Source organism: Nocardia sp. CC227C, from assembly GCF_030767025.1.
Taxonomy (GTDB): Bacteria; Actinomycetota; Actinomycetes; order Mycobacteriales; family Mycobacteriaceae; genus Nocardia.
In genome coordinates, this window is record NZ_JASITE010000003.1 from 401223 (window position 1) to 415135 (window position 13913).

The window sequence follows — 13913 nt, forward strand, 5'->3', positions numbered from 1 at the left end:
CGGTGTTTCCCCAGTCCGGGGTTGACCCTGACGCAGCGTCAACCCCGCAGCATTGTCGGTATGGCTACCACTACCGATCGTCACACGGTCACCCATGACGGAGTCGCCATCCCGGTGTCGCGTGGCGGTACGGGCCGCCCGCTGGTGCTGTGTCCGGGACTGACCTCCACCCAGGCCGAACTGTCCGGGCTGATCGGATTGTTGCGGCGCGACCACGAGGTGGTGAGCTTCGACCTGCGCGGTCACGGCCACACCTCGGCGGGCGAGGAATACGCGTTCGAGGCGTTTCTCGGTGACTTCCGCGCCGTGATGACGGAACTCGGACGCGATGGCCTGACCGAGCCGCCCGTTCTCGTCGGTCATTCGTACGGTGCGGACCTGATCGTGCACTACGCCGCCGAATCTTCCGGCCCGATTGCGGGACTCGTTCTCATCGACGGCGCGAACCCGATCCCCGCGCCGTTCATCACCGCCGCCGATCTGCCGGGCTTCCGTGCGTTGTGGGAGAGCGTCGCGCGCGAGCGGCAGCTCGTGGCGGATCCCGCGCGCCGGGTGGTGCTCACGGCGCAGGAGATCCTCGAACTCAATCTCGAGGTGGACAGGATGCGGTCCGGAATCGATCTCGACACCGCTGTGGCCGGATCCGGCATCATCGATCGATACCGCTCGATCGGCTGTCCGATCAGCATGATCATGTCGACCTCGATGGCCGGTGACGGCGACGACGCCGGGTCGCGGCGCTACAACCGGCTCTGGCGGGCGGGTGCGGAGCGACTGGTTCGCCAGTTCCCGCGCATCGCCACGACCTGGCTCGACGCCGATCACGGGCTGGTCGTGACCCATGCCCCGGAGATCGCGCGGATCATCCGGGACACGCGGGCTGCCCGCGTTCGGCAGTCAGCGTGAGAGTGGCGGCAGACGTGCGAGCGGCGGCAGAGCCGGAAGGCGGATCCGATGTTGACGATCGGCGAGTTGGCGTCCTACGCGGGCGTGACGGTACGGACGGTGCGGCACTATCACGCCGTGGGGCTGTTGCCGGAGCCGGAACGCGACCACTCCGGCTACCGCAGATACGACGCCGGCGCCGTCGTCGAGCTGATCAGGATCCGAACTCTCGCCGAGGCCGGGGTCCCGCTGGCGCGGGTGCGCGGGTTGCTGCGGGCGGAGCCGGCGGAATTCGCCGCGGCGATCGCGGATATCGACCGGCGACTGCGTGCGGAGATCCGGAAGCGGCAGCGATACCGGGCACGGATCGCTCGCCTGGCCGCCGGTGAGGAGGTGGCGCTGCCGCCGGAGGTGGTCGAATTCCTGGACCGGCTGCGGGCGCTCGGGGTCGACGAGCGGATCGTCCGGGCCGAGCGCGACGGCTGGATCCCCCTGGCAGCTCGCTCGCCCGCGCTGGTCCCGGTGTTGCTGGCGCGCAAGCGTGAGCACCTGACCGAACCCGAGCTCGTCGACTTCTATCTGACCCTCGGCCGGGTCTTGGACCGGCCGGACGACGAGACCCTGCTGACCGCGTTGGCCGACCGGCTGGCCGCCTATTTCACGCGCCTGGCCGATGCCGAGGGAGTGGAGTATGTGGGCGGCGGTATCGAGCAACCGCTGGTCGACCTTATCGACAGCCTGGCGCGGGAGGCGGCCGCACCGGTGCGCCGTATGACGGAACTCCTGACCGAGCGCGGGTGGTCGGGGTGGACCAGGCTGGAGCGGGTCGACCCGGCGTAGTCGGCGCGGGGCGTCGGCATCGGGCTGATGGCGGTGCGATGGGATCGGGCAGTTACGTACAGATCTGCATGTAAGTGTAGAATCGTCGGAATGACCAGCTCCGCAGTCTCCAAACCGCCGCGCCGCACGCAGGAGCAGCGCAGCAGTGAGATGCGGACGAGGCTACTCGACGCGACGATCGACTGCCTCGTCGAGTACGGGTATGCCGGGACCACCACCCCGCGTGTGGCCGAGCGGGCCGGGGTGACGCGGGGTGCGCAGGTGCATCACTTCGGGTCCAAGAACGATCTGGTGGTCGCGGCGGTGAACCATCTGGCGCAGCGGCGTACCGAGGCGGCCATGCAGGAGCTCGGGAAGATCAAGTCGGGGCCGGATCCCATTGCCACGGTGCTGGAATCGCTGTGGGAATTGCATCAGGGGCCGCTGTTCATCGCCGCCATGGAGCTGTGGGTGGCGGGGCGCACCGATCCGGAGCTGGCGGCCGAGGTGCGCAAGGTGGAGCCGTTCGTCAACAATGCGGTGCTCATGGCGTTGAGCCGGTATGTGCCGGATGAGGTGGAGCGCAAGGACGCCCGGGATTTCGTGTACACGGCCATGGACGCGCTGCGCGGCATCCTGGTCTCCAGCTTCGTGGACCCGGACACCGAACGCGCGCACCGCCGCTGGCAGCGCGCCTCGGAGCATCTGCGCACCGCCGCCCAGGTGGCGCTGCCGGGAATCCGGCTCACCGACTGAGCCGCGAGCATGCCGTCCCCGGATGGGCCGGGCATATGCCGCGCCCGCACCGGGACGAGTACGGCCCGGCACCCGAAGGTGCCGGGCCGCAGCCGTTTTCGAGCCGACGCCGACGGCGGACTCGGTGCTCGGTGGACTCGGTGCTCGGCGGACGCAGTGCTCGGTGGACTCAGTGCTGGCGGGGCAGCAGGTGGATGCCCGCCTTGTCCGTGGACAGCGCCAGTGAACTGATGTACTGGATCTCGCCCTCCGGACCCGGCACCGCCGAGGCGATCATGTCCGGCCGCTCGAACTCCATGCCGGTGACCGCGCAGGGCAGCGTCTCGCCGGACGGGTTGCCGTGCTCGTCGAACATCGGCGCGTCGATGCCGTCGTCGGCGCGGCGCAGGTAGTACCTGCCCTTCGTGGCGATGGCCATGACCGGCGTCGCGATGAAGGCGACCACGATGGCGACCAGCGGCGAGTACGGCTTCAGCAGGTCGCCGAACAACCCGAAGAAGGTGGCGATGGACAGCACCGTCGAGAGGCCGAAGCCGACCAGGCCCACCGGGTTGAAGTCGTAGAGCATGCCGCGACGGAACTCCGGCACCTTGGGCGAGAGCTTCAGCACGTACTTGTTGATCGCGATATCCGTTGCGACGGTGACGATCCAGGCGATGCCGCAGTTGGCGTAGAAGCCGAGGATATTGTTCAGGAAGTCGAACATGTTGGCTTCCATGAGCACCAGCGCGATGGCGAGGTTCACCACCAGGAAGACCAGGCGGCCCGGGTAGGTCTTGGTGACCCGGGTGTAGGAGTTGGTCCAGGCCAGCGAGCCGGAGTAGGCATTGGTCACGTTGATCTTGATCTGCGAGATGACCACCAGCACCACCGCGAGGGTCATGGCCAGCCAGCCCGGCACCATATCCTTGTAGATCTCCAGGAACTGGTGCACCGGCTGATTCGCGATGCCCTGCGCGGCAGGCAGATTCGCGATCAGGTAGACCGCCAGGAACAGGCCGACCACCTGCTTGAGCGCACCGAAGACCACCCAGCCCGGCCCGGCCAGCAGCATCCAGGTCCACCAGCGGCGCGCGTTCTCCGGCGTCCGCGGCGGCATGAAGCGCAGATAGTCGATCTGCTCGGCGATCTGCGCGATGAGCGACAGGCAGACGCCCGCGGCCAGCAGGGTGCCCGACAGGCTCACGCCCGCACCGTCCTCGCCGCCGTAGGCGAAGAACGCCGACACCGAGTCCGGATGGCGCACCAGCAGGAATCCGAACGGCAGCACCATCAGCAGCAACCACAGCGGAGTCGTCCACACCTGCAACTTGGCGAGCGTGTTCATGCCGTAGATGACCAGCGGGAAGATAATGAGCGTGGAGACCAGATAACCCAGCCAGAGCGGCACGCCCAGACCCAATTCCAGGCCCTGGGCCATGATGGAGCCCTCGAGCGCGAAGAAGATGAAGGTGAACGAGGCGAACACCACATTCGTCACGATGGAGCCGTAATAGCCGAATCCGCTACCGCGCGTGATGAGATCGAGATCGAGGTTGTAGCGCGCGGCGTAGTAGGCCAGAGGAAATCCGGTGAGCATGACGACGATCGCGAAAATACCTATGCCCAGCAGCGCGTTTCCGGTGCCGTGCGCGATTCCGATATTCGCCCCGATGGCGAAGTCGGCCAGGTAGGCGATACCGCCGAGGGCGGATACGCCGACCACCGCCGGACTCCATTTGCGATAGCTGCGCGGGGCGAATCGGAGGGTGTAGTCCTCCAAAGTCTCCTTGGCGGCGGCTATTCCATCCGAATCGGTCGCGCGGGTATCGATATCGACCACGTGCTACTCCCGTCAAACCTCTCAGCGTGCACAGCAACCATGTGAACTTCGTACAGGGATGTGCACGGGCAGTTGCCGATCCATTACGCCGCCGTTACGCCATCCTCACCGGTGGCGTGGATCACAAGGGCTGGCTATCGGCTGGCGTACCGGTTACGCGTGCGCCCGCGTGAGGTGCACATACACCTCTGGCTGTATGTGCAGTAATCCCGCATTCACCTGGATTTTTGGTCGCCTGGCCCAGGCCAATCGGGATAGCCCTTGTCTAGTTACGTACAGGGCTGTATGTTTGTGGCCAGTTCGATCCGAACGGATCGCGGATGTGAGGAGTTCGATGACGAACAGGGCCCACCCGTCACCCGACCACCACCCCCCAACGACTCGCTTCGCGAGCAGGGTTTATGTCGTCGGCGTCGGCATGACGAAGTTCGAGAAGCCGGGCCGCCGCAAGAACGAGGACGGCAGTGACTGGGACTACCCCGATATGGCACGGGAGTCCGGGACCAAGGCTCTCGCGGACGCCGGAATCGACTTTCGGGAAGTGCAGCAGGCCTACGTCGGCTACGTGTACGGCGAGTCCACCTCGGGCCAGCGTGCCGTCTACGAGCTCGGCATGACCGGCATCCCGGTCGTCAATGTGAACAACAACTGCTCGACCGGTTCGACCGCGCTCTACCTTGCGGCGCAGGCGATTCGGGGCGGGCTCGCGGACTGCACCCTGGCGCTGGGCTTCGAGCGCATGAAGCCGGGCTCGCTGGAGTCCACCTGGGACGATCGCGAACAGCCCATGGGCAAGCACATTCTCGCCCTCGCCGAGATCTCCGAGGTGCTGTTCCCGGTGGCCCCGTGGATGTTCGGCGCGGCCGGGCGGGAGCATATGAAGCAGTACGGCACCACCGCCGAACACTTCGCCAAGATCGGCTACAAGAACCACAAGCACTCGGTCAACAATCCGTATTCGCAGTTCCAGGACGAGTACTCGCTCGACGACATCCTGGGTGCGCGCATGATCTACGACCCGCTGACCAAGCTCCAGTGCTCGCCGACCTCGGACGGTTCCGGCGCGGTCATCCTCGCCAGCGAGGCGTTCGTGGACAGGCACGGCCTCGCGGGGCAGGCAGTCGAGATCGTGGGCCAGTCCATGACCACCGACTTCGCCTCCACCTTCGACGGCACCGCCAAGAACATCATCGGCTACGACATGAACGTCCAGGCCGCGCGCAGCGTGTACGACCAGGCCGGACTGGGTCCGGAGGACTTCCAGGTCATCGAGTTGCACGACTGCTTCTCCGCCAACGAGCTGCTGCTGTACGAGGCCCTGGGCCTGTGCGGCGAGGGTGAGGCAGGCAAGCTCATCGACGCGAATCAGACCACCTACGGCGGCAAGTGGGTGGTGAACCCCTCCGGCGGGCTCATCTCCAAGGGGCATCCGCTGGGCGCGACCGGCCTGGCGCAGTGCTCGGAACTGACCTGGCAGCTGCGCGGTCGGGCCGACAAGCGTCAGGTGGACAACGTGACCGCCGCCCTCCAGCACAACATCGGCCTCGGCGGCGCGGCCGTCGTCACCGCCTATCAGCGCGCCGAGCGCTGAGGCAGCCGACCTTCCCATCCCCACCGGTCGCCGTGCGCGGCAGCGCCGGACCCAGGCACGACACAGGAGTTTCCCCATGGGCCACATCGAAGCCAGCAAGACCCTCAACGCCACCCCCGACGCCCTGTGGGCGGTCGTCTCCGACCCGCAGACCTGGGACAAGTGGTTCTCCATTCACGAGCGCTGGATGGAGGAGCCGCCCGCCACCCTGGCTCCCGGTGCCAAGCTGGTCGCCAAGATCGTCATGCTGGGTATGGCGAACAAGATCGAGTGGGTGGTGGAGAGCGTCGAAGCGCCCACCAAGATGGTGCTCAGCGGCACCGGTATGGCCGGGGTGAAGGTGCAGTTCACCTTCGACATCACCGCCGAGGGTGACGGCACCAAGTTCGCCGTCTCCGGTGACTTCGAGGGCGCGCTCATCAAGGGCGCCCTCGGCAAGGCGGTCGAGAAGGACGGCCTGACCCAGCTGGACAAGACACTCGCGCAGCTCGACTCCCTCGCCACGGCGGCCTGAGATGGCCAGCACCGCCGTCGAATTCGACCCCAAAGGGCTCGATGTCTGGAGTGACGAGGAGCCCTTCGAGGTCACCCGGGAGCGGATCGCCGAATACGCCGCCGCCACCAACGATCCCATCGAAGCGCATCTGAAGGGCGATATCGCGCCGCCGATCTTCGGGATCGTGCCGGTCTTCGACGCCATGATGGTGCCCATCCTCGACGTGGTGCCGATGGACGTCTTCGGCCGGGTCGTGCACGGGGAGCAGGACTTCCACTTCCACCGGCCGATCCGTCCCGGCGACCGATTGCGGTCACGGGCCAAGGTCATCGGCTACGAGGGCCGGGACAACGGCTCCACCATCACCGTGCTCATCGAATGCCGCGCCGAGGACGGGGAACTGGTCAACGAGCAGTATCTGACCGCGTTCTTCCGCAACCTCGACGCCGGGCCGCGCGTGGGCGACACCGCCCCGCCGCACAAATTCGATCCGGCGCTGGCGGAACGGGAACCGCTGGCGACGGTGGCGGCACACGTGGACGCCGACCAGACCTACCGCTACTCACCGGCCTCCGGCGATCCGGTGCCGATCCACCTGGACGAGCAGGTGGCCAAGGACGCCGGACTGCCCGGCATCATCGCGCACGGCCTGTGCACCATGGCCATGTCGTCCTGGGGGGTGCTCGCCGAGGTGGCGGGCTCGGATGTGCACCGGCTGAAGCGGTTCGCGGTGCGCTTCTCGAAGATGGTCTTCCCCGATGACGATCTGGAGACCCGGATCTGGCGTACCGGCAGCGAGAACGGGCGCACCAGCTACGCATTCGTGACCGCGCGCGGTGACGATCTGGTGCTGACCGACGGCGTGGCCGTCGTAGCCGACTGAAAACCGCCCAGCCACAGACATTTCGAAGGAGAGTTTCCATGGGTGCACTCGAAGGCCGGGTGGCCGTCATCACCGGCGCCGGTCGCGGTATCGGCCGGGAGCACGCGCTGCTGTTCGCCCGCGAGGGCGCGGCCGTCGTCGTGAACGATCTGGGCGGCAGCAATGCCGGTGAGGGGGCCGATACGGGTCCGGCGCAGGAAGTCGTGAACGAGATCGTCGCCGCAGGGGGGCGAGCGGTAGCGAACACCGACGACATCGCCGCCTGGCAGGGCGCGAAAAATTTGGTGGATCAGGCTGTTTCGGAGTTCGGCCGCCTCGATGCGGTGGTGAACAACGCGGGCATTCTGCGCGACAGCTTCATCGCGGGCATGGACGAATCGCAGTGGGACGCGGTCATCGCCGTGCACCTCAAGGGGCACGCGGCGGTTCTGCGGCATGCCGCCGGGTACTGGAAGGACCAGTCCAAGGCGGGCAACCAGCCCGATGCCGCGGTCGTCAACACCGCGTCGGCGTCGGGCACCACCGTGCCGAACGCCGGTCAGGCGAACTACGGTGCGGCCAAGGCGGGTATCGCCGCGCTCACCCTGGTGGCCGCCGATGAGCTGGCCCGCTACGGCGTGCGCGTGAACGCCATCGCCCCGATCGCCCGCACCCGCCTCACCCTGGCCACGCCGGGCATGGGCGCGATGATGGCGGCCGAGGCGGATGCGGTGGAGGAGGGTGGGTTCGACGCCTTCAGTCCCGCCAACATCTCTCCGTTGGTGGCCTACCTGGCCACCGAGAAGTGCCCGATCACCGGCAAGGTGTTCGCGGTGCAGGGCGGCGCCATTTCCGAACTGGCGGGCTGGCACGACGTGAAGACCATAGAGACCGAAGGTCCTTGGGCCATCGACGATATCGCCAACCGCCTGCCCTGACCTCTACTTAGCCCAGAGATCTTCGAAAGATCGAGGAGAACAACGATGTTCGAGTGGTCCGAGACCGATGAGATGATCCGCGGCGCGGTCCGCGCGTTCATCGACAAGGAGGTCCGCCCCAACCTGGACGCCCTGGACAGCGGCGAGATGTCCCCCTACCCGGTGATCCGAAAGCTGTTCAGCGAGTTCGGGATCGACGTCATGACCGGTGAGATGGTCGCCAAGATGCTGGCCAAGCGGCGGGCCAAGGAGGAGGCCCTCGCCGCGGGGGAGCCGCTGCCGGAGAAGTCGAAGCGGGACTCCGGCGGTGGCAGCCCGTTCAGCGGTCAGGAATCGCTGATGGCCGTGCTCATCGGCGAACTGTCCGGTGTCTGCATGGGTCTGGTGAGCGCCATGGGCGTCTCCATCGGTCTCGGGGCCACCACCATCTCCTCGCGCGGCACGCTCGCGCAGCAGGAGCGGTGGCTGCCCGATCTGGTGACCATGAAGAAGGTCGCGGCCTGGGCGATCACCGAACCGGATTCCGGTTCGGATGCCTTCGGCGGGATGAAGACCTACGTCAAGCGCGACGGCGAGGACTACATCCTCAACGGGCAGAAGACGTTCATCACCAACGGCCCGTACGCCGACGTGGTGGTGGTGTACGCCAAGCTCGACGAGGGCGACGGCGCCGAGAAGCGGGATCGCAAGGTGCTGACCTTCGTGCTGGACAAGGGCATGGAGGGCTTCACCCAGGGCAAGCCGTTCAAGAAGATGGGCCTGCACTCCTCACCCACCGGTGAACTGTTCTTCGACAATGTGCGGCTGACCAAGGACCGCCTGCTCGGCGAGACCGAGGAGCACAAGGGCGGCGACGGACGCGACAGCGCCCGTTCGAGTTTCACCGCCGAGCGGGTCGGCGTGGCGTTCATGGCGCTGGGCATCATCAACGAATGTCACCGGCTCTGCGTCGATTACGCCAAGAACCGCAAGCTGTGGGGCCAGGAGATCGGCCGCTTCCAGCTGGTGCAGCTCAAGCTGGCGAAGATGGAGGTGGCGCGGATCAATGTGCAGAACATGGTGTTCAGCGCGCTGGAACGGGGCCGGGCCGGAAAGCAGCCCACCCTCGCCGAAGCCTCGGCCATGAAGCTGTACGCCTCGGAGGCCGCCACCGAGGTCGCCATGGAGGCGGTGCAGCTGTTCGGCGGCAACGGCTACATGACCGAGTACCGGGTGGAGCAGCTGGCCCGCGACGCCAAGTCGCTCATGATCTACGCCGGTAGCAACGAGATCCAGGTGACCCACGTGGCCAAGGGGCTGCTCGCGCAATAGCGGGCAGGCCGGGAGTCGCCCGCGCCGAGGAGCTCGGCGCTTGCGGGCACACGGCGATTCGACCGAATCTGTGCGGGACACCGGTGGGGCAGTGAATCATCGAACTAGTGACCCGGCCGGAGTCCCGGCCGATGCCGACTTGGAGGCGAGATGAGTACGGCGGCGACAATCGCGGGCAAGGTCGTGGTGATCACGGGAGGGGCGCGCGGCATCGGGTTCGCGACCGCGCGCACCCTGCGGGATCTCGGGGCACTGGTGGCCATCGGCGATGTGGACGAGGCCAAGGTCAAGGAGGCGGGCGCGGATCTGGGCCTGGAGGTCTACGGCACGCTCGACGTCACCGACCCCGACAGCTTCACCGCTTTCCTGGACGAGGTCGAGCGGCGGTTGGGGCCGCTCGACGTCCTGGTCAACAATGCCGGGATCATGCCCGCGGGCCGCTTCGCGGACGAACCGGACCGGGTCACCCGGCGCATCCTCGATATCAATGTGTACGGCGTGGTGCTGGGCAGCAAGCTGGCCGCCCAGCGCATGCTGCCGCGCGGACGCGGCCACATCATCAATATCGCCTCGCTGGCGGGCGAAGCGCCGACCCCGGGACTGGCGACCTACTGTGCCAGCAAGGCCGCCGTGCTCCAGCTCACCGAGGCGCTGCGGCTCGAGCACCGCGATTCCGGCGTGCACTTCTCCGCCGTGGCACCGACCTTCACCAATACCGAACTGATCGCCGGTACCCAGGGAGCCAAGGGGCTACGCAACGCCGAGCCGAAGGACATCGCCGACGCGGTCGCCGGACTCATCGCCAAGCCGCGCCATCGGGTGTCGGTGACCCGCGTCGCGGGCGCGCTGGTCCACCTCCAGTACTTCCTGCCCCGGGTGGCCAACGAGTTCCTGGCGCGCTCGTTCGGGCTCGAGCACGTGTTCACCGACGAGGTCGACCAGGACGCGCGGCGCGCCTACGAGCAGCGCGCCCGCGGCGAGAACTGAACCGCGCGACCGCCGCCCACGCAGCTGCTCGTCGCGGCTCGCGGTACGGCCGGGATCCCGGCCGTACGCGGTGACGGTCCCGGCGGTGATCCCACCGTGCGCGGGCTGGTGCGGCCTTTCCGCGCGTGCGGACCACCGGCGCGGCCGGTCATCCCGGCCGTCTCACACCGCGCGCAGGCGGGTGCGGCTGGCGTAGACGTGCTCGGCGATGAGGGTGGCGATGCGGTCCGGGGCCTCCAGCATGGGGACGTGTCCGACGCCGTGGATCATGATGCGGTCCGAGGTGTCGGGCAGTTCCTTCAGGAAACGGCGGGCGTAGACCCGGTTGGGAATGATGTGGTCGTGCTCGCACATCAGCAGCCGCACCGGGGTCGGCAGATCGCCCAGATGCTCGAGGCAGGGTGCGCGCAGGCCGCCGACCAGCATGGGGATCATGGCCTTGCAGTTCATGGCCGAGGTGATGGCCGCCTCCACGCCACGCCGGTGCGCGGCCGAGACGTTCTTGGTGAGCAGGGCCGCGACGAGCTGGCGGATCGGCGGGCTGAACGCGACGGCCTCGGGCAGGCGTTTGCCGATCTCCACCACCGGTACCAGCGACAGGAACTTCAGTCCCACCCGGATCTGCAGGCTGGACGGGGTTTGCCAGCCGCCCGCCGGAGCGATGGCGGTGAGTGTGCGCGCCCGGCCGCGCCGCGCCAGCTCGAAGCCCACCCAGCCGCCCAGCGAATTCCCGGCTATATGGCAGGAGCGCCAGCCCATCTCGTCGAGCTGATCCTCGATCCGATCGGCGAGGGCGCTCACGTCCAGATACCAGCCCTCGAAATCCGGTCCGCCCCAGTGCCCGGTGAAGGCGGGGGCGAACACCTCGCAGTGGCTGGCCATCCGCTGTGCCACCTGCTCCCAGCAGTGCGGGGAGAGCATGAAGCCGTGCAGCAGGAGCAGCGGTTCGCCGGAACCCATGTGGAGGGCTCGCATCGGCGTGAGCGGGGTGGTGGGCGTGGTGGTGCCTGACGTCATCGTCATCACCCCTTCCTGGACCTCGATGTCCACGAGAAGAGTGGGATAGCCGCATTGTACGGTCGTATCGTGCCCACCATCATCTCTACGATCAACGTCAACGGGATCCGCGCGGCCACCGGTAAGACCGGGAAGGGGATGCTCGAGTGGCTGGACGTCACCGAGGCCGATGTCATCTGCCTTCAGGAGACGCGGGCAACCGAGGAGCAGACGCGCAAGGCGCTGGCTCCGGCCCTGGATGCCGGATGGTTCCTGAGCCTCGCCGAACCGGGCGTGAAGGGACGGGCGGGCGTGGGTGTGCTGTCGCGGCGCGAGCCGCGGGCGGTGCGGGTCGGCATCGGCCACGACGACAACGGAACCTGGGTTCCCAGCGCCGAATTCGGTGGCACCGGCCGCTATATCGAGGTCGACTTCGATGAGCTGACCGTGGCCAGCGTGTACGTCCACACCGGCGAGGCGGATACGCCCATGCAGGAGGAGAAGTACCGCTTCCTGGACGCGGTGGGCGCCCGCATGCTGGCGCACACCGGCGATTTCGTCATCTGCGGCGACTGGAATATCGGCCACACCGAACTCGACATCAAGAACTGGAAGGGCAATATCAAGAACGCCGGCTTCCTGCCGGGGGAGCGGGCCTGGGTGTCGAGCATGCTGGCCGCCGGATACGTGGACGTGGTGCGCGAACTGCATCCGGGCGTCGCCGGACCCTACAGCTGGTGGTCCTACCGCGGCCGGGCCTACGACAATGACGCCGGGTGGCGCATCGACTACCACCTGGCGCGCGGCGATATCGCCGGGCGGGCCAAGCAGGCCGTGGTGGAGAAGGCCCCGACCTACGCGCTGCGCTGGTCCGACCACGCCCCCGTCACGGTGCAGTACCGGTGACCGTCTCGCCCCGGCTGCGCGCCTGGCTGCTGCTCGGCGTCGCCCTGGTGGCGCTGGCGGTGGCGGTGCTGGGCTCGCGCGGCGGCGACTCCGACCCAGAGGCGGGCTCGCCCAACGGAACTCGCCCCGCGGCCACCGCAACCACCGCGGCTGAATCAACCACCGCGGCCGATCGGGACGCCGTGCCCGCGACCACCGCGCCGAAACCCGGACCGCCCACCGGAAGCGGCGGCGCACCGACGACGGCGGCCTCCCTCAGCCGGGTTCCGGGCGTCCCCGACCGCGCCTACCGCACCCTCGTCGAGATCGATGCGGGCCGCTGGCCGGATTCGGCCGACGCTCCCGGAACCCACGGCGGCGACACGTATTTCAACCGCTCCCGCGCCCTGCCGAGCAAGGACGCCGCGGGCGATCCGATCAGCTACCGCGAATGGGATGTGAACCCCAAGCAGCGGGGCCGAGGCCGCGACGCCGAACGCATCGTCACCGGCAGCGACGGCTCGGCCTACTACACCGGCGACCACTACGACACCTTCACGAGGATGCGCTGATGCCCCGGCCGATCCCGCTGTCCCAGTTCCTGTCCGCCGCGGCCGACCGCACGCAATCGCCCGCCCAACGAGCCCGGGACGCTGGCGTCACGAAGCCGGGCGACGGCCCCGCGCCGGGCCGGGGCGCGGCGGAGCCGCCGGGTGAGGTGGCCGGGGTGCCGCCTGCGTCGGATGCGGACGGGTCCGGGGCGGACGAGGCCGGGCGGACGGGTGCCGCCGAGCCGAATTCGGCGTCTGCGTTCGAGCGGGCCGATGCGGCGGGTAGGGCGGGCGCGGGGGCACGGTCTCCCGTGCTCGGCGCGCTGGACGTGAGCGCCCCCGAGTTCGGCGGTGTCCGCTACGCGGTGCCGGACGGCTATGTGGCGCGCGAGGTGCGTGGGCGCAGCATGCGCACGGTGGCGGGCGTGCTCGACGAGTTCGCCGCCGCCTTGCAGTTCCCGTACTACTTCGGCGGCAATCTCGACGCCTTCGACGACAGCCTGCGCGACCTGGACGACTGTCTCGGCACCGCGCGGGGCTATGTGATCGCCGTGCGCGACGCGGACGAACTGCTCGCCGACGCGCCCGCGCAGCGGTCCTGGTTCGATTCCGCCATGTCCGATGCCGCCGACTACTGGGCCGCCCGCGGCGTGGTGTTCCGCGTGCTGCTCCAGGGCGTCGCACCGGCCGATATGTCGGCGGCACGGCTGTCCTTCGACACCGGGGATGCCGACGCGGCGCGTTGACGGCACGGGTGCCGGACGATCGCGTCGGCCCGGCCGCCTGGTTCGTCATCGCGGTTCGCGATACGGGGCGATGAGCCCGACGAACGTTCCTGGTTCGAAACGGCGATGGCCGACGCCGCGAGTCGTCGGGCCGCGCGGGGGTGCGGTGCTCCGCGTGATGTTTCAGGGTCCGCACGACCGAGTGCCTCCGAGGTGGCGCGTCGGTCGAATCTCCGGTCACGCCGGTCGTATTCGGCGACGGTGCGGCCCGCTGACGGGCGAGTCCGGT

Annotated in this window: 14 protein-coding genes; 12 read left to right on the plus strand and 2 right to left on the minus strand. The window is 68.2% G+C overall.

What is annotated here, in order from left to right:
* The first annotated feature begins 60 nt into the window (after positions 1 to 60).
* The 3 genes from QMO76_RS07655 (at position 61) to QMO76_RS07665 (ending at position 2460) form a co-directional block, all read left to right on the plus strand.
* On the plus strand, positions 61 to 906 hold the full coding sequence (locus QMO76_RS07655; protein WP_306360474.1) for an alpha/beta fold hydrolase: 846 nt from the start codon (positions 61 to 63) through the stop codon (positions 904 to 906).
* A gap of 48 nt (positions 907 to 954) precedes the next feature.
* Positions 955 to 1725: a MerR family transcriptional regulator gene (locus QMO76_RS07660; protein ID WP_306360475.1), complete on the plus strand. Its 771-nt coding sequence runs from the start codon at positions 955 to 957 to the stop codon at positions 1723 to 1725.
* A gap of 90 nt (positions 1726 to 1815) precedes the next feature.
* Positions 1816 to 2460, plus strand: coding sequence for a TetR/AcrR family transcriptional regulator (locus QMO76_RS07665; protein WP_306360476.1), 645 nt, complete (start codon positions 1816 to 1818; stop codon positions 2458 to 2460).
* Positions 2461 to 2629: 169 nt separating this feature from the next.
* Here QMO76_RS07665 and QMO76_RS07670 read toward each other — a convergent pair whose 3' ends face one another.
* The gene (locus QMO76_RS07670; RefSeq protein WP_306360477.1) at positions 2630 to 4282 is read right to left on the minus strand and encodes a cytosine permease; all 1653 of its coding nucleotides are present in this window, start codon (positions 4280 to 4282) and stop codon (positions 2630 to 2632) included.
* 334 nt (positions 4283 to 4616) lie between these two features.
* Between QMO76_RS07670 and QMO76_RS07675 the strand changes: the two genes are divergently transcribed.
* The 6 genes from QMO76_RS07675 to QMO76_RS07700 all read left to right on the plus strand — a co-directional run bounded on the left by QMO76_RS07675 (position 4617) and on the right by QMO76_RS07700 (position 10467).
* Positions 4617 to 5873, plus strand: coding sequence for a lipid-transfer protein (locus QMO76_RS07675; RefSeq protein WP_306360478.1), 1257 nt, complete (start codon positions 4617 to 4619; stop codon positions 5871 to 5873).
* 76 nt (positions 5874 to 5949) lie between these two features.
* Entirely contained in the window at positions 5950 to 6387 is a 438-nt protein-coding gene (locus QMO76_RS07680) for an SRPBCC family protein (RefSeq protein ID WP_306360479.1), read from the plus strand.
* A 1-nt stretch (position 6388) separates the two neighbouring features.
* Complete coding sequence (locus QMO76_RS07685) at positions 6389 to 7252, plus strand: MaoC/PaaZ C-terminal domain-containing protein (RefSeq protein WP_306360480.1); 864 nt, start codon at positions 6389 to 6391, stop codon at positions 7250 to 7252.
* A gap of 38 nt (positions 7253 to 7290) precedes the next feature.
* Positions 7291 to 8169, plus strand: a complete 879-nt coding sequence (locus tag QMO76_RS07690) for an SDR family oxidoreductase (protein WP_306360481.1) — start codon at positions 7291 to 7293, stop codon at positions 8167 to 8169.
* Between the two features lie 45 nt (positions 8170 to 8214).
* A complete protein-coding gene (locus QMO76_RS07695) occupies positions 8215 to 9480 on the plus strand; it encodes an acyl-CoA dehydrogenase family protein (RefSeq protein ID WP_306360482.1) in 1266 nt (421 codons plus the stop codon).
* Positions 9481 to 9630: 150 nt separating this feature from the next.
* Complete coding sequence (locus QMO76_RS07700; protein ID WP_306360483.1) at positions 9631 to 10467, plus strand: SDR family oxidoreductase; 837 nt, start codon at positions 9631 to 9633, stop codon at positions 10465 to 10467.
* 162 nt (positions 10468 to 10629) lie between these two features.
* Here QMO76_RS07700 and QMO76_RS07705 read toward each other — a convergent pair whose 3' ends face one another.
* Positions 10630 to 11490 carry an alpha/beta fold hydrolase gene (locus tag QMO76_RS07705; RefSeq protein WP_306360484.1) on the minus strand — a complete coding sequence of 287 codons (861 nt, stop codon included), beginning with the start codon at positions 11488 to 11490 and terminating at the stop codon, positions 10630 to 10632.
* Positions 11491 to 11553: 63 nt separating this feature from the next.
* On the opposite strand from QMO76_RS07705, the gene QMO76_RS07710 reads away from it, so the two are divergent.
* From QMO76_RS07710 to QMO76_RS07720, 3 genes are read left to right on the plus strand one after another with little or no spacing between them, the layout of a single operon-like run.
* Entirely contained in the window at positions 11554 to 12369 is an 816-nt protein-coding gene (locus QMO76_RS07710) for an exodeoxyribonuclease III (protein WP_306360485.1), read from the plus strand.
* Positions 12366 to 12920, plus strand: a complete 555-nt coding sequence (locus QMO76_RS07715) for a ribonuclease domain-containing protein (RefSeq protein WP_306360486.1) — start codon at positions 12366 to 12368, stop codon at positions 12918 to 12920. Before QMO76_RS07710 ends, QMO76_RS07715 begins: the two co-directional genes overlap by 4 nt.
* A complete protein-coding gene (locus tag QMO76_RS07720; RefSeq protein ID WP_306360487.1) occupies positions 12920 to 13645 on the plus strand; it encodes a barstar family protein in 726 nt (241 codons plus the stop codon). The genes QMO76_RS07715 and QMO76_RS07720 overlap by 1 nt, the downstream gene beginning before the upstream one ends.
* Positions 13646 to 13913: the final 268 nt, after the last annotated feature.